Annotated in this window: 23 protein-coding genes and 1 pseudogene; 13 read left to right on the forward strand and 11 right to left on the reverse strand. The window is 73.2% G+C overall.

The genetic code is table 11. The annotated features are described in order from the left end of the window. Positions 1–10: 10 nt before the first annotated feature. On the reverse strand, positions 11–853 hold the full coding sequence (locus OG866_RS21075; protein ID WP_329336840.1) for a hypothetical protein: 843 nt from the start codon (positions 851–853) through the stop codon (positions 11–13). Positions 854–940: 87 nt separating this feature from the next. Beyond that, positions 941–1,879, reverse strand: a complete 939-nt coding sequence (locus tag OG866_RS21080; RefSeq protein ID WP_329336842.1) for an SMP-30/gluconolactonase/LRE family protein — start codon at positions 1,877–1,879, stop codon at positions 941–943. Between the two features lie 146 nt (positions 1,880–2,025). On the opposite strand from OG866_RS21080, the gene OG866_RS21085 reads away from it, so the two are divergent. Then, positions 2,026–2,391 carry a DUF6479 family protein gene (locus OG866_RS21085; protein ID WP_329336844.1) on the forward strand — a complete coding sequence of 122 codons (366 nt, stop codon included), beginning with the start codon at positions 2,026–2,028 and terminating at the stop codon, positions 2,389–2,391. A 72-nt stretch (positions 2,392–2,463) separates the two neighbouring features. Here OG866_RS21085 and OG866_RS21090 read toward each other — a convergent pair whose 3' ends face one another. Further along, the gene (locus tag OG866_RS21090; protein ID WP_329336846.1) at positions 2,464–2,958 is read right to left on the reverse strand and encodes a DUF7144 family membrane protein; all 495 of its coding nucleotides are present in this window, start codon (positions 2,956–2,958) and stop codon (positions 2,464–2,466) included. A gap of 149 nt (positions 2,959–3,107) precedes the next feature. Between OG866_RS21090 and OG866_RS21095 the strand changes: the two genes are divergently transcribed. Beyond that, positions 3,108–3,590 (forward strand): hypothetical protein, encoded by a 483-nt coding sequence (locus tag OG866_RS21095; protein ID WP_329336849.1) that lies wholly within the window; start codon positions 3,108–3,110, stop codon positions 3,588–3,590. Positions 3,591–3,609: 19 nt separating this feature from the next. Here the strand turns inward: OG866_RS21095 and OG866_RS21100 are convergent, their stop codons facing one another. Further along, positions 3,610–4,284 (reverse strand): DUF6445 family protein, encoded by a 675-nt coding sequence (locus OG866_RS21100; protein WP_329336851.1) that lies wholly within the window; start codon positions 4,282–4,284, stop codon positions 3,610–3,612. Positions 4,285–4,693: 409 nt separating this feature from the next. On the opposite strand from OG866_RS21100, the gene OG866_RS21105 reads away from it, so the two are divergent. Continuing rightward, positions 4,694–8,470: an AAA family ATPase gene (locus OG866_RS21105; RefSeq protein ID WP_329336852.1), complete on the forward strand. Its 3,777-nt coding sequence runs from the start codon at positions 4,694–4,696 to the stop codon at positions 8,468–8,470. Positions 8,471–8,492: 22 nt separating this feature from the next. On the opposite strand, the gene OG866_RS21110 is transcribed toward OG866_RS21105, so the two are convergent. Then, on the reverse strand, positions 8,493–9,266 hold the full coding sequence (locus OG866_RS21110) for a carboxypeptidase regulatory-like domain-containing protein (protein WP_329336855.1): 774 nt from the start codon (positions 9,264–9,266) through the stop codon (positions 8,493–8,495). 224 nt (positions 9,267–9,490) lie between these two features. Between OG866_RS21110 and OG866_RS21115 the strand changes: the two genes are divergently transcribed. Further along, entirely contained in the window at positions 9,491–10,261 is a 771-nt protein-coding gene (locus OG866_RS21115; protein ID WP_329336856.1) for a DUF4142 domain-containing protein, read from the forward strand. 7 nt (positions 10,262–10,268) lie between these two features. Here OG866_RS21115 and OG866_RS21120 read toward each other — a convergent pair whose 3' ends face one another. Beyond that, positions 10,269–11,918: a glycoside hydrolase family 13 protein gene (locus tag OG866_RS21120; protein ID WP_329336858.1), complete on the reverse strand. Its 1,650-nt coding sequence runs from the start codon at positions 11,916–11,918 to the stop codon at positions 10,269–10,271. Between the two features lie 277 nt (positions 11,919–12,195). Between OG866_RS21120 and OG866_RS21125 the strand changes: the two genes are divergently transcribed. From OG866_RS21125 to OG866_RS21145, 5 genes are all read left to right on the forward strand, one after another. Next, positions 12,196–13,122 carry an LAETG motif-containing sortase-dependent surface protein gene (locus tag OG866_RS21125; RefSeq protein ID WP_329336859.1) on the forward strand — a complete coding sequence of 309 codons (927 nt, stop codon included), beginning with the start codon at positions 12,196–12,198 and terminating at the stop codon, positions 13,120–13,122. Between the two features lie 264 nt (positions 13,123–13,386). Beyond that, positions 13,387–14,619, forward strand: coding sequence for a threonine--tRNA ligase (thrS, locus tag OG866_RS21130; protein WP_329336861.1), 1,233 nt, complete (start codon positions 13,387–13,389; stop codon positions 14,617–14,619). Positions 14,620–14,703: 84 nt separating this feature from the next. Then, a complete protein-coding gene (locus tag OG866_RS21135) occupies positions 14,704–14,832 on the forward strand; it encodes a hypothetical protein (RefSeq protein WP_329336863.1) in 129 nt (42 codons plus the stop codon). Between the two features lie 84 nt (positions 14,833–14,916). Then, the gene (locus OG866_RS21140; protein ID WP_329336865.1) at positions 14,917–15,879 is read left to right on the forward strand and encodes a nucleoside hydrolase; all 963 of its coding nucleotides are present in this window, start codon (positions 14,917–14,919) and stop codon (positions 15,877–15,879) included. A 110-nt stretch (positions 15,880–15,989) separates the two neighbouring features. Further along, entirely contained in the window at positions 15,990–16,763 is a 774-nt protein-coding gene (locus OG866_RS21145; protein ID WP_329336867.1) for a hypothetical protein, read from the forward strand. A 39-nt stretch (positions 16,764–16,802) separates the two neighbouring features. Here the strand turns inward: OG866_RS21145 and OG866_RS21150 are convergent, their stop codons facing one another. The 4 genes from OG866_RS21150 to OG866_RS21165 form a co-directional block, all read right to left on the reverse strand. Continuing rightward, positions 16,803–17,621, reverse strand: a complete 819-nt coding sequence (locus tag OG866_RS21150; RefSeq protein WP_329336868.1) for a GAF and ANTAR domain-containing protein — start codon at positions 17,619–17,621, stop codon at positions 16,803–16,805. Positions 17,622–18,179: 558 nt separating this feature from the next. Continuing rightward, positions 18,180–18,959 (reverse strand): TIGR03943 family putative permease subunit, encoded by a 780-nt coding sequence (locus OG866_RS21155; protein ID WP_329336869.1) that lies wholly within the window; start codon positions 18,957–18,959, stop codon positions 18,180–18,182. Further along, complete coding sequence (locus tag OG866_RS21160) at positions 18,956–19,921, reverse strand: permease (protein ID WP_329344225.1); 966 nt, start codon at positions 19,919–19,921, stop codon at positions 18,956–18,958. Before OG866_RS21160 ends, OG866_RS21155 begins: the two co-directional genes overlap by 4 nt. 97 nt (positions 19,922–20,018) lie before the next feature. Then, positions 20,019–21,362, reverse strand: coding sequence for a helix-turn-helix domain-containing protein (locus OG866_RS21165; protein ID WP_329336872.1), 1,344 nt, complete (start codon positions 21,360–21,362; stop codon positions 20,019–20,021). 145 nt (positions 21,363–21,507) lie between these two features. Between OG866_RS21165 and OG866_RS21170 the strand changes: the two genes are divergently transcribed. Further along, positions 21,508–21,672 carry a hypothetical protein gene (locus OG866_RS21170; RefSeq protein ID WP_329336874.1) on the forward strand — a complete coding sequence of 55 codons (165 nt, stop codon included), beginning with the start codon at positions 21,508–21,510 and terminating at the stop codon, positions 21,670–21,672. A 19-nt stretch (positions 21,673–21,691) separates the two neighbouring features. On the opposite strand, the gene OG866_RS21175 is transcribed toward OG866_RS21170, so the two are convergent. After that, positions 21,692–22,249, reverse strand: a complete 558-nt coding sequence (locus OG866_RS21175) for a tellurite resistance TerB family protein (protein ID WP_329336877.1) — start codon at positions 22,247–22,249, stop codon at positions 21,692–21,694. A 169-nt stretch (positions 22,250–22,418) separates the two neighbouring features. On the opposite strand from OG866_RS21175, the pseudogene OG866_RS21180 reads away from it, so the two are divergent. The 3 genes and pseudogenes from OG866_RS21180 to OG866_RS21190 form a co-directional block, all read left to right on the forward strand. Beyond that, positions 22,419–22,823, forward strand: a pseudogene (locus OG866_RS21180) (NPP1 family protein); the annotation flags it as partial. A gap of 85 nt (positions 22,824–22,908) precedes the next feature. Beyond that, entirely contained in the window at positions 22,909–23,442 is a 534-nt protein-coding gene (locus OG866_RS21185; RefSeq protein WP_329336879.1) for a GNAT family N-acetyltransferase, read from the forward strand. A 27-nt stretch (positions 23,443–23,469) separates the two neighbouring features. Beyond that, positions 23,470–24,705, forward strand: coding sequence for an amidohydrolase (locus OG866_RS21190; RefSeq protein ID WP_329336880.1), 1,236 nt, complete (start codon positions 23,470–23,472; stop codon positions 24,703–24,705). Positions 24,706–24,825 lie beyond the last annotated feature (120 nt).

Consider the following 24,825-nt stretch of genomic DNA (forward strand, 5'->3'; position numbering starts at 1 on the left):
CTCGTACCGGTCAGAGGCCGTAACGGCTCTTCAGATGGCGCCAGAAGTCACGCAGCATCCACTTGTCGAAGTCCGTGATCTGCGTGGCCGATCCGGCGTTCATGAGGAAACAGCACTGGCCGGTCGGCGTCCAGTCGTAGAAGTCGTCCAGACCGAAGGTATGGCCGACCTCGTGGAGATAGATGTGGATGTTCTCCTGGGCCAGGGCGCCGGTGAAGTACTCCTGTCCGACGCGCTGTCCCCAGTCACCGCCGGCGCCGCCCTGGAAGCCCTTGGTCAGCCACAGGGACTGGTCGTAGTGGCGGGTGACTCCGCCGGGACACCTGGAGTAGTTGCCGTCCTGGTGGAAGAAGCGTCCGCAGTCGGGGGCGCACTGCGGGGCGCCCTCGCTGTCGAGGTTGCCGGCGTAGATGTCGACGGAGTTGTCCGTCCACTGGAGCGTGGAGCGGTTCTTCACCGCCCAGCCGACGATGTTGACCGGAACGCTCGTGTACGGCCAGGAGTTGGTGCCGGTGCCGTTGTCGAGCATGGCCGCCATCCACTTGCCCCACTGCTTCTTCAGGGCGGCGTGGACCTGGTCGCGCAGCGCGGTGCTGACGGGGGCGTCCGACTCCCAGCGGACGCAGTAGTTGATGCTGCCCTTGTTGGCCATGACCTGGTCCCAGCCGTAGTTCTTGAAGCCGTAGAGGTCGGGATAGGTCGACGAGACGTGGTTCCAGACCTCGTTGAGGGGCTGGACCAGGTTCGAGGGCGGGTTCCAGTTGTCCGCCGACTGTGCGGGGGCGGCCGTCGTGAAGGCCGCTGCGAGCACGGCGGTGAGGATGGCGAGCAGTCGTGCGATGCGGGTGCGCATGGAGGTGAACTCCCTTCGTGGGGTCGGGATTTCACCTCTCAGTCGGCGCCGGTCCGGGGCGGGTTGCCGCCCTGCCGTTCACATCGTTCACACCCGGCTTCGCAGGGGCACCGCCACCGCGTCGTACGTCGTCTCCGGTGTCGGGGTCGTCGTGAAGCGGGCGTTGACCAGGTAGAGCCGGTCGCCGAAGCGGGCCGCGGTGGTGGGGACGTCGAAGCGGGGGTCGGTGATCGTGGTGCGCAGGGTCGCCGTGGTCGCCGTCGCGTCGAGGTCCCAGACGCTGACGAGGTTGAGGCGGTTCTGGACGACGTACAGCCTGCGTCCGATGCGCCACAGACCGTCACCGTTGACGACGGAGTCCTGCCCGACCAGCGTGATCCTGGTGGCGTGCCCGGTCCTGGGGTCGACGCGGTAGAGCTCGCCGGGGGTGGACTTGACGACGATCAGGCCCCGGCCGTCCGGGGTGGGGACGACGCCGTTGGCGTTGTTGACGTCCGGGAGCTGGACCCAGTCGCCGGTGAGCGGGAGGGTGCGGACCTCGCCGGCCCGGCCGCGGGGGACGCCGTAGAGGGCGGCGGCGCGGGAGTCGGTGAACCAGGCGCGGTCGCCGAGGAGGGTGACGTCGTTGATGAAGTGGCCGGTGGCCTCGGAGAGTTGGAAGGTGCGGACGACTTCGCCGGTACGGGAGTCATGGACCCGGGCGACGCCGGTGTTGCCGGCGACGTACAGCAGACCGTCGCGGTCGATCTTCAGGCCGACGGCGATCTGGCCGGCGGCTCCGGCGTACAGGACCGTGCCCTCGCCGCTGCGCAGGTCGGCGCGGTAGAGGGCGCCGTTCGCGCGGGAGCCGAGGTAGGCGTAGGGCTCGGCGCCGATCGCGATGCCCTCGGGGAGCCAGCCGTTCGGCAGGGGGAACCGGGTGGGCCGGGCCGCCGCGCTCGCGGTGGCGGGAGCGGCCGTCACAGAGAGTGCGGCCAGCGCCACGGCGCCGCCCAGGACGGCTCTGCGGCTCGGATCATGGACCATGGTGGGGCCTCCAGGGAATCCAACTCCGTTTGCTGTTCCTTCAGTTGAGAACGGAGCGGACGAGGGGCGAGTTCCCTGAAGCGGGGGCGCGGATTCCGCCGGAGTGCAGGACTCCCTATTTCTGCCGTTTCGGTGATAATTGCGGTATGAGTACGGCAGCGTTCATAGAGGCGGCCGCGGGGAGCGATGTGCTCAACGTGATCGCCGCATTCGTCGGTGGCGCGGTCATCGCCGGGGCACTGATCTGGGCCGTACAGTTCGGCATGCGGGTCCGGGACCGGGAACTTCCCCGGCCGCGCCCCGAGGAACAGCCCAGTCTTCCCAGCACCGGCGCGATCCACGAGATCAGAGAGATGCGGGAACCGGACGAGCTCCCGCTCGCTGAGCAGGAACGGCTCATGCCGTACCAGCTCCATCACTCGGGCACGAGACGAGGAAAGGACCAGAACCGCAAACGCTGGCTACCGGGGTCCAGTGGTGGCTTCGGCAGCGGCGGTATCGGACACGTCTGACACCTGGAATCGGCACGACAGAACCGGCCTCCCCCCGCCACGCTGTGTGACGGGGGGAGGCCGGTTGGTGTCTCAGGCGGTGCGGCGCGGGGGAGCCTCGGGCGCCGTCGCGAGGGCCCAGATCACGAAGAAGTCCACGGCGATCATGATCCCGGACCAGACGGGCGAGTACGGCAGGAACAGGAAGTGCAGCACCATCGCCGCCGACGCCAGGAAGATGCCGGTCATCCGGGCCCACCAGGCACCCTTGAGGACGCCGTAGCCGACGCCCACCAGGACCGCGCCCAGGACCAGCATGATCCAGCCCCAGCCGGTCAGGCTGATCTTGTAGATGTAGTCGCCGATCCGGTCGTAGACGTCGTCCGCGGCCAGCGCCGAGATGCCCTGGAGGATCGCCAGCACACCGTTGACCAGCATCAGCACACCGGCGAAGACCAGCCCGCCGGTGGCCCACTCCCCGCCGGGGCGGCCGGGCGGCGGGGCGGGCTCGGCCTGCTGGTGGCCCTGGTCCCACACGGGCGGCGTGGTGGGAGTGCCGGGCGGTGTCGTGTGCGGCTGCTGGGTCATGTCCGTACCCCGTCTCTCGCGCGGGTCCGCGCGTCGGTGTCGGTGATGCTTCGACCATCCGCGCGAGAAGAGGGCGGCGCCCACGGGACGTGAGCCGTTCGGGTGACGGCCCGCATGCGACGGCGGGCGCGAGGACCTTCACTGAGGACATGACCGGTAACCGGACCCACCGCGCCCCGATCACGACCGTCGCGCTGCTCATCGCGCTGACGGCCCTGACCGCTCTGACGGGCTGCTCCGACGACGACACGCCCTCCTCGGTGGCGAGCAAGGCGGCGTCCGTCGCCTCCCAGGCCACCGAGGTGTTCGCGTCGGCCACGGCGGAGGCGGGGAAGAAGTTCGACGACGTCAAGAACGGCGTCGACGTCAAGGACGACGTGACCCTGGGCACCCCCGGCACCGGCTCCGACGGCCGCACCACGGTCGAGGTCACCGTCGCCAACACCGCCGACTCGCAGAAGTCCTTCCTGGTGCAGGTGAACTTCAGGGACGGCGACGGCGACCTGGCCGACGCCGTCGCGGTCACCGTGCGCGACGTACCGGCGGGCGGCTCGAAGAAGGCCACCGCCCGCGGCAACCGCGACCTGTCCGGCGATGTGAAGGCCGAGGTCGCGAGGGCTGTCCGCTACTGAGCACGCCCCCGAAGGCGGCTCAGGCCATCCAGAAGAACACCGCCGTCATCCGCTTCTCCTCCAGCGTCGCACCGCAGTAGCCGGTCGCGCTGTGCACGAGGTTGGCGTTGTAGAGCAGCAGCCGGTTGAAGCGATGCGGGACGCGTACGTCCTCCTCGAAGGCGTCGGGCGCCACGAACCGGGTGCCGAGCGCCTCGACGAGGTTGTTGTGCGGGGCCTGCACGACATTGCCGCCGAGCCGGCCGCCGGGCAGGGACTGGCGGTAGAAGCTGGTCCCGCAGTCCCTGGGGACGGCCGGGTTCAGATAGAGCACCGCCGCGTACCGGCACAGGGCGCGCGAGTCGGTGTGCGGGCGGGGCGTGCTCTCGCCCTCGCCGACGACCTGGACGCAGTTGTGGTTGAGGGTGCCGCCGCCGGGCGCCGACTGCACCCACAGCTCCTTGGCGCCGGTGGCCTGCCGCACCAGCCGCTCGACCCGGGCCAGCTCACCCGGCTCCAGGCCGGGCATGGCCCGCAGCCCCGGCCAGCTCTCCGGCCGGTGCGGGTAGCCCTCGACCCAGTCGTCCTTGGCGAGACACCGCTCCCGTACGGCGTGCGCGTCGGGCAGGACGTCGTCCAGGACCCAGTAGTCGCGGCCCTTGGTGGGCTTGCGGTACGGGAGAACGGGCAAGGTCTGGGAGGGGGGTGGGGGCATGCGCCGAATCTAGGGCCGGGCCGGTTCTCGACTCGCCCGCGATTGGGTCCGGAGTCTCCCGCGAACTGGTCAACCGACGGTCAACCGGTGTACGGAATACGGGAGATCAAGCACCGGATTGTCCGTATTCCGGAGCCCAAGACTCAGTAATGCGCCAGTAACGCCCGCTGCCTAAGGTCGTTTCCTCGGCCCTGTTCCGAACATTGGCCAGCAGCAGGGCAGGGTCATGCCCCTCGGGACGGGAGCCGCCGTATCCCTCCTGTGGGGGGTAGGGATACACCCGGGGGCCCCGTGCGCCGATGAGGTTGCTCTCCGAGCAAGTAATGCGGGGCCCCCACACCTCACTCCCGGCCGCGGAGCCGGCCGCGAATCCCGCCGGAACAGGAAGCCGGGCTAGAGTGCCGCCCTCATGAGCAGCGGAAATGCACCTCCAGCGGACGGCACCGGCCGGCGTACGGCGCCGCCCGGGCTGCGGCTGCACCTGCTCGGCGGCTTCCGTGCCGAACGCGAGGGCGGCGCCCCCGTGGCCGGCCGCTGGCCCCGGCCCAGCGCCCGCCGGCTCGTCGAACTGCTCGCCGTCTCCCCGGGCCGCACCCGGCACCGGGAGGAGATCATCGAGATGTGCTGGCCCGAAACGGCCGGCACCCCCGCCGCCCTCGGCAGCCTCCGTGTCGCCCTGCACGCCGCCCGCCGCGCCCTGGAACCCGAGCTGCCCCCGCGCGCCCCCTCCGCCTACCTGGTCTCCGAGGGCGCGCTGCTGCGACTGCCGACCGAGACGGTGTGGATCGACGCCGACCACGCCGAAAGCCTCGCCGAACAAGCCCTCCACGCCACCGATCACCCACCACCGGCCGGCCACGGGGGCACCACCACGGCCGAGCCCACACCGCACACCGAGGGCCCCGCCGCACGCCCACCTCAGGCCGGAACCACCGCCGCCCAGGCACCGCACGGCCGGAGCACCACCGAACGGGCACCACACGGCGGGCACACCACCGACCGCGCGCCACACGGCGGGCACACCACCCACCAGGCGCCACACGGCGGGCACACCACCCACCAGGCAGCGCACACCAAGAGCCGCGCCGACCAGGCACCCCACCCCAAGAGCCGCGCCCCACGCACACCGCACGCCGGGAGCACCGCCGAGTTGGCGCGTGCTCTGGAGGCGTTCAGGGGTGAGTTGCTGCCCGAGCACCGCTACACCCCCTGGGTGCAGGCCCGTCGTGAGCGTCTGGACGCGTTGCGCGACTCCGTGCGGCTCGCGCTCGCCGAGGCCTGTCTGGCCGACGGCCAGACCGAGCGGGCCGCGGCCGTCGCCCGTGCCGTGCTGGCCGACAGCGCGGCCGAGGAGCGCGCCCACCGGGTGCTCATCGGCGCCTGGCTCCGCCAGGGCATGCGCCGCCGTGCCCTCGCCCAGTACCACCAGTGCCGGCGCGCCCTGGACGCCGAGTGGGGCGTGCTGCCGGGACCCGAGACGGAGGCCCTGCACCGCGCGGCCCTGGGCACGGACACGCCCCCGGTACGACACCACCCGGCCCCCGTACGGCCCACGCCGCCGCCCGCGGTCCTGCGCTCCCTCTCGGAGGCGCCGTTCGTGGGCCGCCGGGCGGAGCTGGAACGGCTCCTGAACCCCGCCCGGCCCGCCCTGTCGGTGGTCGGGGGCGAGGCCGGCATCGGCAAGACACGGCTGGCCGCGGAGGCGGCACGGCGGGCGGCGGCGAACGGGGCGGCCGTGCTGTGGGGCGCGGGCCACGACGAGGGGCCGCAGGCGCCGTACGGGATGTTCGTGGAGGCCCTGGAGGGCTGGCTCGCCGGGCGCTCCACGACGGACCGGGCCAGGATCGCCGCGGAGTATCCCGAGCTGGCGGCGCTGCTGCCCTCGCTGGGGCAGGTCGGTCCGGGGCCGGGTCGGGTCGGTGGCCCGGAGTACGAGCGGGAACGTATCTTCTCGGCGGTCTCGGGGCTCCTGACGATCGCGGCGGACCCGGGGACCGTGGGCGGTGCCGGTGCCCTGGTCGTCCTGGACGACGTCCACGCGGCGGACCTGGCCTCACTGCGGTTGCTGGCCCGCCTGGCCCGTCGGACCCCGTCCCCCTCGGCGCCCCGGCTGCGGTTCCTGGCGACGTACCGGCCCGAGGACCTGCCGGAGACCGATCCGCGCCGGGCCCTGCTCGACACCCTGGTCCGGCAGGGCACGGCCCACCGGCTGCGACTGCGCCGGCTGGGCCGCGGGGAGTGTCTGACACTCGCGGCGGAGGTGATGCCGGCGGCGCCGGACACACAGGCGGCCCTGCACCGGGTGTGGGAACTGTCGCTGGGTCACCCCCTGTTCGCCCTGGAGCTGGCCAAGGCCCCCGCGCAGCCGCCGGCCGCGCACGAGGACCTCACCGCGCCGGAGGGCATCCGGCTCCTGGTCAACGCCCGGCTGTCCCGGTTGAGCCCCGCGGCTCGGCGGGTGATCGAGGTGGTGGCGGTGGCCTCGGGAGGGGTGGCGACACTGGCGGAGGTGGAGGAGCTGGCGCAGGTGACGCAGGTGGAGGAGCCCGCGGGTGCGGGAGCCCCGGCCCCCCTGACGGCCCCCGCCCGTGTCGTCGACGGTATCGAGGCCGCTCTCGCCGCCGCCGTGCTGGAGGAGCGGAGTGTGCCCGCCGACGGGGTCGCCGTTCCCGGGCTGGGGTTTCGGCACCCGTTGATACGGCTGGTGTGCCGGGAGGGGCTGTCGCGGGCGCGACGGCGTCAACTGCACGCCGCGTACGCCGAGTCACTGCTGCGTCGGCGGCCCGGTGCCGTGGACGCGGTGGCCGCGCATCTCGCGGGCGCCGACGATCCGCGGGCCGCCGACCATCTGCACCGGGCGGCCCGCCGGGCCGCGGCGGTCGGCGCCGACGACAGCGCCGACCACTACTACGGCGAACTGACCGCCCGTCTCGACGCGGTGGCCGTGGAGGCCGCCCGTATCCGCCTCGACCACGCGGCCGTACTGCGCCGCATGGCCCGCCACGAGGACGCCGTACGGGTTCTCCGCGAGGCCCTGACCGACCTGCACCGCCATGGCACCCCCGCCGAACAGGCCGCGGCGGCGGCCCGATTGGCGGAGTCCCTGGCCAAGACGGGCGCCCCACAAGAGGGTTTGCGCCTCCTGGACACCCACCGCCCGCCCCAGGACGCGCCCCCGCGGATCCACGCCGACCACCATCTGGCCCGGGGCCTCCTGTGCTTCGTGACCGGCGACTACGAAGGCTCCCTGACGGCAGCGCGCCAGGCGGAGAAGATGGCCGCGGGCGCCGGCGGCGAACCCGCCCCGCAGGGCGCCGACGGTGCACCCGAGGCGTCCCTCCTCGCCCGCGCCCTCGCCCAGCAGTCCACGTCGCTCGCCCTCACCGGCCGCCTCCCCCAGGCCCGTACCGCCGCCGACGCCGCCCTCCCGCACGCCGAGGCCCACGGCGACCCCCGCCTCCTCGCCGCCGTCCTGTCCATCCTGCGCGAGCACGCCCGCCGTTCCGGACGCCTGCACGAGGCCGTGGCGACGGGCCGCCGTGCCCTGGACCTCGCCGACCGCTGCGGCGACCCCGAGGCCGCCGCCTTCGAGCGTGCCAACCTCGCCGAAGTCCACCTGCTCCTCGGCGAGTTCACCGAGGCCGCCACCCTCGCCACGGAGGCGGTCGACGAGGCCCAGGCGCACGCCGGCTGGTGTCTGCCGTACGCCCTGACCGCCCTCGCCCGCGTCCAGCTGCGCGGCGGCCCCCGCCGTCCGGGCCTCCCCGGCACCAGGGAGCTGCTGACCCGCGCCGCGCACTGTCTGACCCGTCGCCCCGACCGTCAGGCCGAGTACGAAGTCCGTACCGCCCAGGCCGAGTTGGCCCTGCGCGACGTACGCCCCGACCGCGCCCTCGCCCTGCTGTCCGAGGTGTCCGGCACCGGCGTCCCCGTGCTCGCCGCCTGGGCCCACCTCACGGCCGGCGAACCGGTGCGCGCCGCCGAGGTCGCGGCGGCGGAGGCCGCGCGGGCCGCCGGTGCGGGCGAGGCGGTCACCGAGTGCGAGGCCCGTACCGCCCAGGCCGCGGCGCTCGCGCTCCTGGGCCGCACCGAGGAGGCCGCCGGCTGCGCGACCCGGGTCCGTGAGCTCGCCGAGACGCTGCCGTACCCGACGGTGCTGCGCCGGGTGGCCTACGCCAAGCCGTAGCACCGCCTGCCACCGGCCGCGCTCACCGCCGCTTGCCGACCACGACGTAGATCTGCTCGCTCACCGCGGCGACCCCGTTGTAGGACGCCGTCGCCTGGAGCCGTCCCGGGCCGGCCGGCAGCGCGGTGGACGGTACGCAGGACCAGGTGCCGTCCCGGCCCGCCGTCGCCGTGCACACCTCGGTCCCCAGGTCGGGGCCCTGTCCGGTCACCCCCGCGTCCTGCGTGTCCTCGTACCGGACGGTGACCTGCGCGCCCGGGTAGGCCGTGCCGCCCGTCCCAGGGCGCGCGCCGAGCGCGACACCCGATGCGGGCCGGGTCAGGGTCGGTTCGGGCAGGCCGACGGTGACCGCGCAGCTCCCCCGTTCCTTGCGGGTGCCGCGTTCGTCGGTGAGCCGTACCGCGCAGCCCTCCAGCCGGGTGCCGGGCACGGCGTCGGCGGGCACGGCCAGCACGAAGGGGAACGAACGGCCGTGCCAGGGACGGCCGTCGGCCGCGCCGGTCCAGGTGTACGACGCGCTGTCGCGGTCGGTGTCGACGGTGCCGCGGTAGCCGTGCGCCGCCAGGGGCGTGTCGGTCACCTCGGCGCCCTCGGGTGCGGTCAGGGTCAGCCGGGACCCGGCGCCGAGCCCGTCGCCCTCGTACCCGGCGATCTGCACGATGCCCGCCCGCCCGGGCAGGATCGTGACGTCGCCCCACAGTTCACGGCCGTGGGCGGCGGCGGGCGGGAGCGCGCCGAAGGCGGTGAGCGCGACCGCCGCGGCCGCCGGGGCGAGGGTGTTCCTGAACCTGCTCATGGTGTGCGGCTCCCTGTCGAGACGAGATCGGTCGGTCGGTGCCACCCCTGGCTGCGATTGTCGCGGGCCGTCGTCACCGGGAACGTGCGCTGTGCGGCCGTATGGCGGAAGCCGTCGCCTGATGGGGGCGCATCCCGTCATCGCCGTGGCCCCGGTCACAGCATGAACAACCGTGGCTCCTCGTCCGTACACAGGGTCGTACGACCCCCGACCGGACAGGAGCCATGGTGCGCTTTTCGCGGAACGCGACGGGAACGCTCTTCGTGGGCGGTGCGCTCAGCCTGACGATCGTCGCGCTCGCCTATCCCACGATGCTCGGATTCAACAAGGTGTCCACTGCGCAGGACCGTGTCATCGCGCAGACGCAGTGGGGGCCGTTGACCGAACAGGACCGGGACTTCGTGGTGAAGGTGCGGGCGGCGGGGCTGTGGGAGTACCCGCTGGGGAAGGTCGCCCTGGAGAAGGGCACGACCGCGGAGGTCAAGGAGGCCGGGCGGCACCTCATCGACGGGCACGCGGCCCTGGACGCCGCCTGCCGCAAGATCGCGCCGATGCTGAACGTCACCCTGCCGAACGTGGCGAGCCCGCAGCAGCAGGCCTTCGTGAACACCATCGAGACCAGCTCCGGCAAGCAGTTCGACTCGAACTTCGCCAACATCCTGCGCACCACCCACGGTTCGATCTTCAACACCATCGCGAAGATCCGTTCCACCACCAAGAACTCGCTGGTGCGCTCGCTGGCCGACATGGCCAACAACACGGTCCTGGACCACATCACGGTCATGGAGCGGACCGGCTTCGTCAACTTCGACCAGGCCCTCTTCCAGCAGACCACCCCGCCGAAGCTGCCCGACACCGACCTGACCCCGCCGGCCCCCCAGCCCGGCGCCCCCATGGTCGTCCTGAGCCCGCCGGCGAACCCGACGTCCACCCCGATCGCCATCCCGGGCGAGGCCGCGAACCCGGGCACGACCCCCAACCCGACGATCGGCTAGCCGGACCTCAGCCGAGCCAGACGGTGGTGTCCGGGGGCAGGAGCCCGTCCGGCAACGGGGCGCTGGTGACCAGTACCTCGCCCCGCGGCAGCTCGACCGGCGTGTCCGACAGGTTCGTCACACTGCGCCAGCCGCCGTGCCGGGCGAAGTCCAGCACCCCGGCCGGGCTGTCCTCGGCCCAGGTCAGCTCCTCCCCCTCCAGCAGCTTGCGGCGCAGCTTCAGGGCCGTGCGGTACAGCTCCAGGGTCGAGCCCTCGACGCCTTCCTGCGCCTCGACGGCGTAGGCCGCGAAGCTCTCCGGCTGCGGCAGCCAGGCGCCGCCCGCGCCGAAGCCGTACGACGGCCCGGTCCGCGTCCACGGCAGCGGCACCCGGCAGCCGTCGCGGCCCTTGCGGACCCGCCCGCTCTGCTCCCACACCGGGTCCTGGAGCACCTCGACGGGCAGCTCGGCGACCTCGGGCAGGCCGAGTTCCTCGCCCTGGTAGACGTACGACGACCCCGGCAGCGCCAGCATGAGCAGCGTCGCGGCCCGGGCCCGGCGCAGCCCTGCGGCGGTGTCGATGCCGGGGGCGTGGCCGCCGGACAGCAGCCAGGCGTTCTCGTCGGTGCCGGGCGGGAGCAGCAGGCGGGAGGCGTGGCGTACGACGTCGTGGTTGGAGAGCACCCAGGTGGCGGAGGCGCCGGCCTCGCGGGCGCCGGCGAGGGAGTCGGTGATGACCCGGCGCAGCGCGTCGGCGTCCCACGGTGTCTGGAGATACTCGAAGTTGAAGGCCTGGCCGAGTTCCTCGGGGCGGGCGTACAGCGCGCGCCGCTTCGCGCTCGGCACCCAGGCCTCGGCGACGGCCATGCGGGGCGGGCGGTAGGCGTCGAGGACGGTCCTCCAGTCGCGGTAGATCGCGTGGACCTCGTCGCGGTCGAAGAAGGGGTGGGTGCCGGGCGCGAACTCGGCGAGCGCGTCCTCGCCGCTGAGGGCGGGGGCGCCCAGGTCGCGCAGCGGCTCGGCGAGGTCCTTGGCGAGCGCGTGGGCGACGTCGACACGGAAGCCGTCCACGCCCCGGTCGGACCAGAAGCGCAGGGTGGTGCGGAAGTCGGCACGGACCTCGTCGTTGTCCCAGTCGAAGTCGGGCTGCTCGGGCGTGAACAGGTGCAGGTACCACTGCCCGTCGGGGACGCGTGTCCAGGCGCTGCCGCCGAAGACCGACTGCCAGTCGGTGGGCGGGAGTTCGCCGTGCGTGCCGCGTCCGTCGCGGAAGACGTACCGCGCGCGGGCGGCGGAGCCCGGCCCGGCGGCCAGGGCCTCCTGGAACCACACGTGCCGGTGCGAGCTGTGGTTGGGGACGAGGTCGACGATCACCTTGAGCCCGAGGCGGTGGGCCTCGGCGGCCAGCGCGTCGAAGTCGTCGAGGGTGCCCAGGCGCGGGTCGACGTCCCGGTAGTCGGCGACGTCGTAGCCGCCGTCGGCGAGCTCGGAGGGGTAGAACGGGCTCAGCCACAGGGCGTCGACGCCGAGGGCGGCGAGATGGGTGAGGCGCTGGGTGATGCCCTTCAGGTCCCCGAGGCCGTCACCGTCGGCGTCGGCGAAGCTGCGGGGGTAGATCTGGTAGATGACGGCCTGTCGCCACCAGTTGGGGTCCTTGGGGGAGAGGTCGGGGGTCACGCGCGACTCCTGGCTGGTCCGTGCGGGCGGAAAAGACGAACAAAGGGGAATGTGTCCACACCGGCGGAGGGGCGAACCTCAGCCATTGCCGGAGCCTCTCGTTCCCCGTGTGGCGAAATTGTGATGACGGTTGAACAGAGCTTGCATTCCCGCAGGTTGACAGTGTTCCGGGCCGAGATCCACGATGGCGGCACACTGTGGCGCATGTGACCTATGAGCCCAGTGTTTTCTGAGTTTTCTCAGTGCTCTTCTGCCACTCCACCCTGATGGGATCCGCATGTCCATAGCGAGACGTGTCACCGTGCGCCGCCTGCTGGGGACGGGCGCCGCGACGCTCGCCATCTGCGCCTTCACCGCCTCCGTCGCCTCCGCCACCGACTGCCCCGGCGGCAAGGGCTGGGACGACGGCGGCAGCTACAAGCCCGGCACGGGCGCCGGCACCGAGACCGGCACCGAGCTGTGCGAGTTCTCCCTCGACGGCAAGAACTTCTTCCCCTCCGTCAAGGTCGACGACCAGAACCTCAAGCCGACCGACGACGGCAAGGTCCACGTCACGGTCCGCACCGCGGGCAACGCGTCCACCTGCACGGCCTCGCTGGCCTCCTACCGCGCCCACGGTCCGACCTTCGCCACCTCCGGCGAGCAGGTCTTCCACGACTTCGACACCGTGACCGTCAAGGCCGGCCAGAGCGACACCCTCGACATCGCCATCCCCGACCAGGGCTGCTACGCCCAGATCGACCTCTACCGGGGCAACACGAAGTTCGACGGCAAGCTCGACGCCAACGACGGCTTCCAGCACGGCGACCTGCCCAAGGGCCCGGACCACCCGGTCATCAAGGACAAGCTGATCGCGGCCTGGAACGGCGGCACGAAGGACTGCACCGCCCAGCCGTCCCCGACGCCGACCCCGACGGCCTCGGAGTCCACCCCGGCCGAGGAGACCACCCCGCCGGCGTCCGAGTCCGAGACCCCCTCGGCCACGCCGTCGGAGACCCCCTCGGAGTCCGCCTCCGAGCCGGCCACGTCCGCCTCGGCGTCCACGACCGCCCCGGCCGCCACCCCGAACGGCGGCGGCGACGACCTCGCCGAGACCGGCGCCAGCAGCAACACCCCGATCATCGCCGGCGGCGCGGCGGCGCTGCTGCTGGGCGGCGGCGCGATCGTGATCGCCACGCGGCGCCGGAAGGCCACGCGCGCGTAAGCGGTACCTGAAACGGATGCCGGGTGGGCCAGGGGACGGCCCGCCCGGCTTTTTCCGTCACCGCGCCCGGCGCCGGAAAACCGTTCGCCGCTCACCCGGCCCCCCTGTTACGGTCCCCCCATGAAGCGCGCCAACCCGTCTTCCACGACGACGCCGGACATGGTCCCGGCGCGCTGACACCTGAGCTGACGCGAACCCCGGGGCGAGTGCCCCGGGGTTCTTGCTGTGCGGTGGCGCTCGTCTCCCGATGTGGAGGAGACCGCCATGAACGACATCAACGCCCGGCACGACCACCGCCGACTCGGCCGTGAGCTCGGCCTGTTCGACACCGACCCGCTGATGGGCGCCGGGCTCCCGTACTGGCTGCCGGACGGGGCCGTCGTACGGCACACCCTGGAGGAGTACGTACGGGAGGCCGAGCGGGAAGCGGGGTACCGGCACGTGTACTCACCCGTGCTCGGGAAACGGGAGCTGTACGAGATCTCGGGGCACTGGTCGCACTACAGCGAGGACATGTTCCCGCCCATGAGGCTGGGTGGCGAGGAGGTCGTGCTGCGGCCCAGCCTCTGCCCGCACCACGCCCTCATCTACCGGTCGCGATCCCACTCGTACCGCGAACTGCCGCTTCGCATCGCCGAGTTGGGCGGCATGTACCGCTCCGAGCTGTCCGGTGTGCTCGGCGGCCTCACCCGCGTCCGCGCCATCCAGCTCAACGACGCCCATGTCTTCTGCACCCTGGACCAGGCCGTCGAGGAGGCCCGCGCCGCCCTCGCCCTGATCCGCCGCGCCTACGCCGATCTCGGCATCCGCGCCGCCAAGTACCGGCTGTCCCTGCCGGGGGAGGGCGAGAAGTACGTGGCCGACCCGGAGCTGTGGCGGCGGGCCACCGCACTTCTCGAAGAGGTGCTGGAGGGGGTGGAGTACGAGGCCGTGGCGGGCGAGGCCGCCTTCTACGGGCCGAAGATCGACGTACAGATCGTCGACCCCGCCGGACGCGAGTCCACCCTCTCCACCGTCCAGATCGACTTCCACCAGCCCGAACGCTTCGACCTGCACTACATCGGCCCCGACGGCGCGAAGCACCGCCCGGTCATGGTGCACCGCAGCGTCATCGGCAGCGTGGAGCGTGCCGTCGCGCATCTCGTCGAGGAGCACGGCGGGGCGTTCCCGGTGTGGCTCGCGCCGGTGCAGCTGGTCGTGCTGCCGGTGGCGCGGGAGCAGTACGAGCAGGCGGAGAACGTCGTACGCCGGGCTCTCGACCTCGGGCTGCGGGCCGAGGTCGCCGGCCCCGAGCACGGCACCCTCGGCGCCCGCATCCGGGAGGCGCGGCTGGTGCCGTACGTCGCGGTGGTCGGGGCGCGGGAGGCCGACGGCGATCTGGCCGCCGTACGGCTCAGGGACGGGCGGCGGCCCGGGGCCGTGCCGGTGGCGGAACTCCTCGCGCAGGCCGGGGCCGTCGCCCGGGCTCGTGGCGCCGAACTGTGGGCCGCCGAGTAGGGCTCACCGGGCAGACGGGCCTGCGACGCCGGGATGATCCGCCGGGCAGGCCCTAAGGTCGGTGACACGACGGAAGGAGTCCCCGTGACCGCCCAGCCCATCCCCGTGATCAGGGACGGGCGGCGGCCCGGGGCCGTGCCGGTGGCGGAACTCCTCGCGCGGGCCGGGGCCGTCGCCCGGGCTCGTGGCGCCGAACTGTGGGCCGCCGAGTAGGGCCCACCGGGCAGACGGGCCCGCGACGCCGGGATGATCCGCCGGGCAGGCCCTAAGGTCGGTGACACGACGGAAGGAGTCCCCGTGACCGCCCAGCCCATCCCCGTGATCATCGACTGCGACACCGGGGTCGACGACGCGCTCGCCCTGCTGTTCGCCGTGCGCCACCCGGGTCTCGACGTGCGCGCGATCACCTGCGTGGCCGGGAACACCGACGTGGACGGGGTCGTCCGCAACACGCTGACCGTGCTGGAGACGGCCGGGGCCGGGGACATCCCGGTCGCGCGGGGCGCCGAGCGGCCGTTGATCGAGCCGGTGCGCACGGCCTCGCATGTGCACGGGCAGGACGGCATGGGCGACCTCGGCCTGCCCGCGCCGACCCGGCGCCCGGTCGACATCGACGCTGTCGCCCTGCTGCGGCGGGAGATCCTCGCCTCGCCACGGCCGGTGACCCTGATCCCCACCGCCCCGCTGACGAACATCGCGCTGCTGCTGCGGACCCACCCCGAGGTGACCCGCAACATCGAACGGATCGTGTTCATGGGCGGCGCGGTGGAGGTCGGCAACGCGACGCCGGTCGCCGAGTTCAACGTCTGGCACGACCCGGAGGCCGCCGCGATCCTGCTCACCGCCGGGGTGCCGATCACCATGTACGGCCTGGACGTCTTCCGGCAGGTCGTCGTGCCCGCCGCGGACGTCCAGCGGCTGCGCGGCAGTTCCGACCCCCGGCTGCGGCTGGCCGGCGAGCTGCTCGCCCACCGCGACCCGGCCACGTCCGGCGATCCCACGCCGACGGGCGGCCTCGGGGACGCGGGGGCGGTCTGCGCGGTCGCCGACCCCGGCGGCATCACCACCAGCCTCCTGCCCGTCGAGGTCTCCCTCGCCCCCGGCCCGACCCGCGGCCAGACCATCGTCGACCGCCGGCCGCGGCCCGGGGAGGCGGAGATCCACGAGGGCGAACGCCGACTGCCCAGGGTGGACGTCGCGTTGGAGGTCGACGTGGAGCGGTACGTGAAGCTGTGGCTGTCGGCGGTGGAGGGCGACTGAGCGCAGGCCGACAGCGAGATCCGCCGGAGAACGACTCCGGGGTGGGAGGCGCGTAACCCATACAGCCCGGACCAGTGGTGCCCTCCCACCCGCGATGCTCCCGTTGAGGCATGACCCGCCGCGCCCTCCTCGCCGTCGCCCTCGTCCTCCCCCTCACCACCACCGCCTGCTCGGCCATCACGACGGAGAAGGCCGCCCCGGCCACCTCCTCCGCCACCCCCTCCGGCTCCCCCACCAGGACCACCGCACCCCCCACCCCCGCGTCCGCGCCCGCCCTCACCCCCGCGCAGGCGCAGGCCGCGCTCATCACCGACATGGATCTGGGGGAGCCCTGGGCCCCCACCGAAGGCGCCGCGACCTGGCGGGACGGGCTGCTCAAGGCCACCACCAAGAAGCCCGACTGCCAGAAGCTGCTCGACGCCCTCTACTCCGAGCGGCTCTTCGGCGCGGGCGCCCATGTACGGGCCGCGACCGGGCTCGACGACACCTGGAACGACGCCCAGCTGCACCACCAGGTCGTCGCCGTACGGCCCGCCGACGCCGACCGGACGCTGGCCTGGCTGAGGACGCTGCCCAAGAAGTGCGGCACGTTCACCGCGAGGACCGGCACCGGCGTCGTGCAGAACGCGGCCGTCGCCGACGAACGGCTGCCGGGGATCGGGGACGCCCGGCAGGCGCTGCGGACCACGCTGACCAGCGTGAACGCGGACGGCGAGGAGACCACGCTCACCCTCGACGTGGCCGCCGTACGCATCGGCGACGACGCGCTGCTGCTCACCGACGGCGGCCTCGGCGACGTCTACGCCGAGGTCACCCAGGCGGTCGCCGAACTCGCCGCCAAGCGCCTGACGGACGTACGCAAGCAGGCCCGCGTGGAGGTGTGAACCGGCGGACGCGCGGCGGGGCGGCGCTCCCCGCGCCGGTCAGTTGCCGTCGAACCTCGTCCTGCGCGAGATCACGTCGCGCGCCACCTCCAGGGCGGTGCGGTTGTGTGCGAAGGCGTGCGCGCGCAGCCGGGCCAGCGCCTCGTCGGTGCTCACCCGCCGCTGCGCCATGATCATGCCGACGGCCTGGTAGACGTCGTCGTAGTCCGTGGCCAGACCGCTCAGCCAGCGTTCGTCCCCGTCGGGTCCGGCCTCCTCGCCTCGCGGCAGCGTCACGAGGGCCACCGTCATCACGCCGGCGACGATCTGCGCGGTCCGCAGATCGCGGTCGCCGAGTGCTCCGGGGGTGTCACGGTAGAGGTCCAGGGTGCCGACGCACACGGCGTCGTTGCCGAGCGGGAACGAGTAGACCGCCCGCACTCCGGCCGCCGTCGCCTGCTGGGCGAAGACCGGCCAGCGCAGCACGTCCCGGCCGGCGGTGAGGTCGGCGGCCAGCACCGGGGCACGGCTCCGGAAGGCGTGGAAGCAGGGTCCGTCACCGAGGGTCGCCTGCACCGCCGCGAGGTGGGACGCCTGTTCACTGCTCGCGCTCAGACCGACGGGCATGCCGTTGGAGCGCAGGGACACACTGGCGCCGATGACCGGGAGCAGCCTGACGGCGACGACGCACAGCCGCTGGGGGATCTCACCGGGCGCCGTGCCGCGCACCTCCTCGGCGATCACCTCGGCGGCGCGCGCACGATCCCGTTCCCGCTCCTCCCGTCCCGGGTCCTGCCCGGACAGCCTGGAGCCGCCTGCGGACGGGCCGGGGTCGTCGCCGGGGGCGCCGGAGCCGTCGTTCCTGGGTCGCACGGCCACCGCCTCCTTCGTCCGGCGCGACCATGGTCGTCCGTGAGCTCCCGGAGCGGACTCACCCGGAGCGGGCATCCGCGCTCATGGCGGTCCGTCTCCCGGGGCGCAGCCCGACTACCCCTCGTCCGAGGCGGGAAACCTGGGCGGGAACCCCTCCCGCCGCCCCGAACGGCGGCCACCGGCCGGGCATCGGTCATCGCGGCGTCCTGGAACCGGCACTCACGAAAGGGGCTTCACACGACGGGGTCGGGTCGCTACCGTCGGTCGTGGTGAGTCAGGAAGCGGCCGCCCACGAGGTCCATCCCGTGCCGGAGCCGCTCATGCGCCTGTCCGCGCCACTTCCGCACCTCCCCTACCGGGGCGGCCCTTCGCCGCCGGAACCGTAGAACGAGACCCGACAGACCCGACAGGCCTGTCCCCGTGCCCGCGACGCCGACCGGGGCGTCTCCCGCCGCTCCGCGCGGGACCGGGGATGTCGGGCGGGGACCGCGCAGGGGAGCCGCGCGTCCTCGCAAGGGGCGGCCACCCCCGCCACCGGGACGGTGGCCGCCCCTCACCTCACCGCTATCTCTTCTCGTACGGGTCCGCCGGCTCCCTCACGCGGACGACCGTCGCGGCGTCCAGCACCGGCGGCCACGCCGAGTCGGTGCCCAGCGTGCCCTTCGGGTGCCAGGTGCCGGTGACGGTGACCCAGGTGTCCGCGGGCAGCGCGTCGGCGCCTCGGATCTCGGCCTTGCTGGTGGTGGCGTCGGCGGCGCAGCAGGAGACGAGGAGCCGGGTGACGTACCAGGTGCCGTCGTCGCCGTGGGTGACGAACCCGGTCAGCCGCACCGTGCGGCCCTTCAGCGACCGCCCGCTGTCATAGATCGCCCGCGAAGCGAACTCGCCCACGGTCAGCTCCACCGGGTCCCCCGCGGGCAGCGCCGGGAAGGTCCCGACCCCCTGCGCGGCCCGCTGCGCGGCCTCGCGTTCGGCGCTGTAGGAGCCGAGGGCGGGCGGCGGGAAGAGAAGCAGGGCGAGCGCGGGGAGGGCGAGCAGCCACGCGGTACGGGGGCCGCGGTGCCCGTGCCCTTCCTCGCCCCCGTGTTCTTCTTCGCCCCCATGCCCTTCTTCGCCCCCATGCCCTTCTTCGTCCCCGTGTCCTTCTTCGCCCCCGTGCCCGGTTCGTCGTACGACGGCTGTCGCGACGCCCAGCAGGACCAGCGCCGCCCCGGAGACCACCAGGTACGGCCGCAGCCCCGCCTGCACATACCGCAGGTACAGCTCGCTGAACGCCGAGATCCGCAGGATCGCCGCCCCGACCAGGACCAGCAGCAGCGCGGGACCGTACCGCCCTCGCCTCACGCCAGCCACCACCCCACGAGCACGCTGCTCACGACGGCGACCACCCAGGTCACCGCGGAGAACCTGACCGCGAAGGCCCGCCCGAACGTGCCCGCCTGCAAGGCGATCAGCTTCAGGTCGACCATCGGGCCCACCACCATGAACGCGAGGCGCGCGGTCGGCGAGAAGCCGCTCAGCGAGGCCGCCACGAAGGCGTCCGCCTCGCTGCACACGCACAGGACGACCGCGAGAACGGCCAGCAGCAGCACCGACAGCCAGGCCGAGCCGGTGAACAGGTCGAGCACGGACCTCGGTACGGCGATGTTGAAGGTCGCCGCGGCTCCCGCGCCGAGCACGAGGAAACCGCCGGCGTGCAGGAAGTCGTGCCGCAACCCGGCGCCGAAGGCGCGCACGCCCTTGCCCGAGTGGGCGGCGGCCTTGGGCAGCCGCAGCCACTCCTCCCGCCCGAACCTGGCCCACAGCCAGCCCATCACCACGGCCGTCGCGAGCGAGGCGACGAGCCGGCCGAGGACCATCTCGGGCTGGGCGGGGAAGGCGAGGGAGGTGGCGACGAGCACCACGGGGTTGACGGCGGGCGCGGAGAGCAGGAAGGCGAGGGCGGCGGCCGGGGCGACCCCGCGGCGCATCAGGCTCCCCGCCACCGGCACGGACGCGCACTCGCACCCCGGCAGCACGACCCCCGCCGCGCCCGCGACCGGTACGGCGAGGGCCTGGTTGCGGGGCAGCAGCCGGGTGAACACCCGCTCCGGCACGAACGCCCCGATGGCCGCGGAGACGACCGTGCCCAGCAGCAGGAACGGCACCCCCTGCACGGTGATCGCGGTGAACACCGTCCACCAGGCGGCGACGGGCGGGGTGTAGAGGTCCAGGGCGAGGGTCGGGCCGAGGACGGAGGCGACGGTCGCGACGGCGATGAGCGCGGCCCCGCCGAGGACGGCGTACACGAGCGCCCGTACGGCCATCCGCAGCCCGTCGGCCACCGTCCTCTGGTTCTCCACACCCGCCCTCTCGTCCTCCGCGCAGGCTAACCGGTGGGTCCTGTGCGGGGGATCGGGACGGTCATAGAGGAGGCTGTGCGGGCGCCGGACCCAGGGTCGTGGTGCCCGGGGCGGTGCGGTGGCCGAGGCCGGTGCGGTAGGCGTCCAGGGCCGCTTCCACCCTCCCCTCGCGGCGGAGCAGGTCGCCCAGCAGGCGGCACAGGTCGGCCAGGTCGCCGGCGGCGCCCGCGCGTTCCAGCAGGCTCAGGGCGCGGACGTAGTGCTCCTCGGCGGTCTCCGGGTCGCGGGCGTCCTCGGCGATGATGCCGAGGAGTCGGTGCGCGGCGGCGGAGTGGACGGCGCCGCGTTCCGAGGACAGGTCGCCGAGGACGTCGTGGAGGAGGGCCGCGGCCTCGTCGGACTTGCCGCGGCGGTGCAGTACGTCGGCGAGCTCGACGGCGGCCTGGCTGGAGTAGAGGGCGGCGCGCTTGGCGGACAGCATGGTGAGCGCCTGTCTCAACTCGCTCTCCGCCCGCTCCAGTTCACCGTTCTGGGCGCAGACGTATCCGCGCATCCAGTGGCAGTTGGCCAGTTCCGTGCGGAGTTGGAGGCCGCGGTAGAGCTCGGCGGCCTTGGCGAGGGAGGCGTCGGCCTCGGCGACGCGGCCCTCGGCGATGAGGGTGCGGGCGACCGAGCGGTGCATCCGGGCGACCAGCGCCGGGTCGCCGGCCTGCGGGGCGAGGGCGAGGGCGAGTTCGGCGGCCTGGGCGGCGCGGGCGTGGGCGCCCATGTCCATGTACGGGCCGATGATGCTGGCGTACAGGAGCAGGAGCGCGTCGGGGTCGTGGAGTCCGCCGCGGTTGAGCTCGTCGAGGGTGGACTCCAGCAGGTAGACGGCGTACCGGAGTTCGCCGGCCAGGTAGTGCGCGAGGGCGCGGCCGCGCAGGGCGGGCACCCGGGCGGGCAGCGGGGCGTCGGCGAGGACCAGCTCGGCCCGCTCGAAGTACTGCCGCCCCTCAATGAGTTCACCGCTCTCCACGGCCGACTCGCCGAGCCCGATCAGGGCGTCGTACCGCGCCTCGGCGAGCTGGAGTTCCTCGGCCTCGGCGAGCAGCGCGGTGTAACTGCGGGCGGCTTCCTCGGTGTCGCCGGCGGCGAGGGTGCGCTGGGCCTCGATGAGCCGCAGCCGCAGATCGGTGACGAGGCGGGCGGGGCGGCCGGTGGCCAGCTCGTCGAAGGCGACGCCGAGCCGGTCGGCGAGATGGCGCAGGGCCTGGTCGGAGGGGCGCACCCGGCCCGACTCCAGGGTGGAGACGTAGGCGGCGGTGTAGGCAGGCTCGGCCAACTGGCGCTGGGTCAGCCCGCGTTCGACCCTGAGGTGCTGCACCCTGCGCCCGATGGTCTCCGGGTCGTCACGGTCGGACATGGGCCAACTCCCCCTGTGCCTCTTGCCGTTCGGCTCCGCCGGGCTCTAGGTTAAACGGCGTATTAAGCCTGCTTAATAGGCAGTACGTAAATAGGCGGGGGAATGCCGTAACCGCTGTCGTCACCGTCGTCACTGCGAGGTCGTCGTGCTCGAACGCACCAGCACCACCGAGCGTTACGCAAGGGGCGTCATAGCCGCCGTGGTCGCCGTGGCGGCCCTGGTCCTGGCGGCGAACGCGGGGCCGGCCAGAGCGTCGGAGGACCACCGGGCCGACCAGGTCGGCCAGGTCCAGCAGCTTCAGCGGGGTTAGGGCCTGTCCTGGCCGGCGGTCAGAGCTGGAACTCCGCCGGGTTCAGGTTCAGCGCCGTGCACGCCTCTCGCAGGACCATCTGCTCGGCCTGCGAGAAGTGGCCGTCGGCGCCCGCGATGACGATGCCTGTCTGGACGACCGCGCGCGCCTCGGCCGGCTTCTTGGCGGCCTTGGCGATGTCCTGGAGCGCCTCGGACCTGCCCTGCGCGAAGTTGCGGGTGAGCTGCTCCACATGCTTGTGGAAACGGGTGCGCAGCTGCTCCGGCGGGAAGTTCTGCAACACCTCGTTGCTCAGGATCATCGACTCCATCTGCTGCATCTCGGACGCGTCCACATGACCGTCCGCCGCCGCGACCAGCGCGCACATCGCCATGCTCGCGTCCCGGTAGGCGCCGCTCTTGAGCTCGGTCTTGATCGAGCCGAGCTGGTTCTTGAACAGACCGACCAGCTGGGCGCGCGAGCCGCCGCCGTGAGAGCCCCCACGCGAACCGCTGCCGTGGCCGCCGCCGTGTCCGCCGCCCTGCACCTGCTGCTGCAAGCCCTTGGCCTGGTCCTTGAGCCGGTCGAACAGTGCCATTGACGTCACCTCGGTACTCGTCTGAGTGATCTCATCCGCACAACGCCCCCGCTCCGGTAAAGGTTCCATCAAGCCGGTCAGCCGCGTGCGGCCGTCGGTGTGACCGGCAGCGCCAACGCGGCCGTCCTGACCCCGCTGGGGGCGAAGGCGGGCACCTTCCAGAAGAAGGTGCAAGAGCGGCTGGTGCGCCTACGTCTACACGCTCTACTTCGAGAAGGACCAGGCACAGAACGGCGTCGACGCCTTCGGGCACCGCAACGACTGGGAGTCCGTCGTGGTCTTCCAGAAGCAGGGCGAGGAGCGCCCCCGCTTCCTTTCCGGCACCCACGCCTTCCGCTTCGCCAAGTGGGGCGAGGTGCCGCGTGCCTGGGGCAACGGCACCTGGGACGAGCCCGCCCTGGTCGACATGAACATGATGGACGACACCCCGCGCAACGCCCTGTGGAACACCAACGCCAAGGGCCACAACTACTGGGGCAAGGCCAACTTCCCGCTGACCGGCAACCTCCAGGACAACATCAACAAGGCCCGCGAGGCCAACTCCCAGGCCAAGGGCGCCATCCCCGCGTTCTGACGCACGACCCCCTGGGACCGCGGCCGTCGACGCCCACTCCCCCCTCCGCGTCGGCGGCCGCTTCGTGCGCGCTAGGTTGCCCGCCATGACCGACCTCGGCCCCGTCCCCTGGCCCCCCGTCCCGATACGGACCGAACGGCTCGTCCTGCGCGAGCCCGAGGCCCGAGACCGTCCGGTGTTCGTCGAGCTGCTCGCCTCGGCGGACGTGCACACCTACCTGGGCGGACCCCGGCCCCGTGCCGAGCTGGAGCGCGAGCTGCCCCCGACACCCGAGCGGTGGCCCGGGAGCTTCGTCGTCGAGGCCGACGGGGCGATGATCGGCCAGGTTCTTCTCAGGAGAGCGCCGGGGCACGGTCGCCCAGCCGCCGCCGGGAAGGTCGACCTCGGTTACCTGCTCCTGCCGCGCGCGTGGGGGCACGGATATGCCGGCGAGGCGTGTGCGGCGGCGCTGGGCTGGCTCGACGGCGCGCTTCCCGGGGAATCCGTGGTGCTCCACACCCAGACCGCCAACGCCCGCTCGATGCGGCTGGCGGCCAAGCTGGGGTTCACGGAGGTGGAGCGGTTCGAGGCGTGGGACGCCGAGCAGTGGCTCGGCATGCGCTCCCCTGACGGGCCGTAGCGCCTCCCTCGGCATACGCTGCCCCGCATGACCTCCGCCGCCGCCCGCACCGTGCTGGATCTGACCGCCGATCTCGGCCTCCCCGGCCTGGAGGACCTCTACCGGGATCTGCACCGCCACCCCGAGCTGTCCCGGCAGGAGCACCGCACGGCCGGTCTGCTCGCCGAGCGGCTGAAGTCGGCCGGGTACGACACCGTCGAGGGCATCGGCGGCACCGGTGTCGCGGGCGTCCTGCGCAACGGGGACGGGCCCGTCGTCCTCCTGCGCGCCGACATGGACGCGCTGCCGGTGCGGGAGGAGACCGGGCTGCCGTACGCCTCGGAGACGGACGGCGTGATGCACGCGTGCGGGCACGATCTGCACGTGACCTGGCTGGCGGGCGCGGCCCGGGCGCTGGCCGCCGGGCGGGACGCCTGGAACGGGACCCTGATCGTCGTCGGGCAGCCCGCCGAGGAGACCGGCGGCGGGGCGGCGGCGATGGTCGCGGACGGGCTGTACGCGCGCGTGCCCCGCCCCGATGTGCTGCTCGGCCAGCACGCCGCCCCGGGCCCGGTGGGGCTCTACCCGCACGTTCCCGGGCTGATCCTGTCCGCCACGACCGACGTCGAGATCGTCGTGCACGGGCGGGGCGGGCACGGTTCGCGGCCGGAGACGACTGTCGACCCCGTGGTGACTGCCGCGTATCTCGTCACCCGGCTCCAGAGCGTCGTCAGCCGGGAGATCGCGCCGCGCGAGTCGGCCGTGCTGACCGTCGGCCGGATCGAGGCGGGCAGCGCGCCGAACATCATCCCGTCCACCGCCCGGATCTCCCTCAATCTGCGCACCCAGTCCGAGGCCGTCCGGGACCGGATGCTCGCCGCGATCCGCCGTATCGCCGAGGGCGAGTGCCATGCCGCGGGCTGCCCGCGCGAGCCGGAGGTGACGCTCGGCGGCTCCTTCCCGGCGACCGTCAACGACGCCGAGGCCGACCGGCGGGTGGCCGCCGTGCACCGCGAGGTCTTCGGCGACGGCACGGTCTTCGACCCGGGCCCGGCGATGGGCAGCGAGGACTTCTCCCTGCTGGCCGCGGACGGGCAGCCGTACGCCTACTGGTTCGTGACCACGACCCCCGCCGCGACCTGGGACGCGGCGCCCGGCGGCGACGACCTGTTCGCGAAGCTGGACGCGATCCCCAGCAACCACAGCCCGCACTTCGCGCCGGATCTGTCGGTGATCGGGCCGGGCGTGCGGGCCCTCCTCGCGGGCGCCCTGGCTTACATGTGACCCCTGTGGCGTCGTTGTCCGTGGCATGACTTACTCTTCGCTCACTCGCCACACGCGACGCACAGGTCCCGCACGTGACCGGCCGCGTGCGGCACCCACATTCGTTCCGGGGGGTTCGAA

It is taken from the genome of Streptomyces sp. NBC_00663 (assembly GCF_036226885.1).
Taxonomy (GTDB): domain Bacteria; phylum Actinomycetota; class Actinomycetes; order Streptomycetales; family Streptomycetaceae; genus Streptomyces.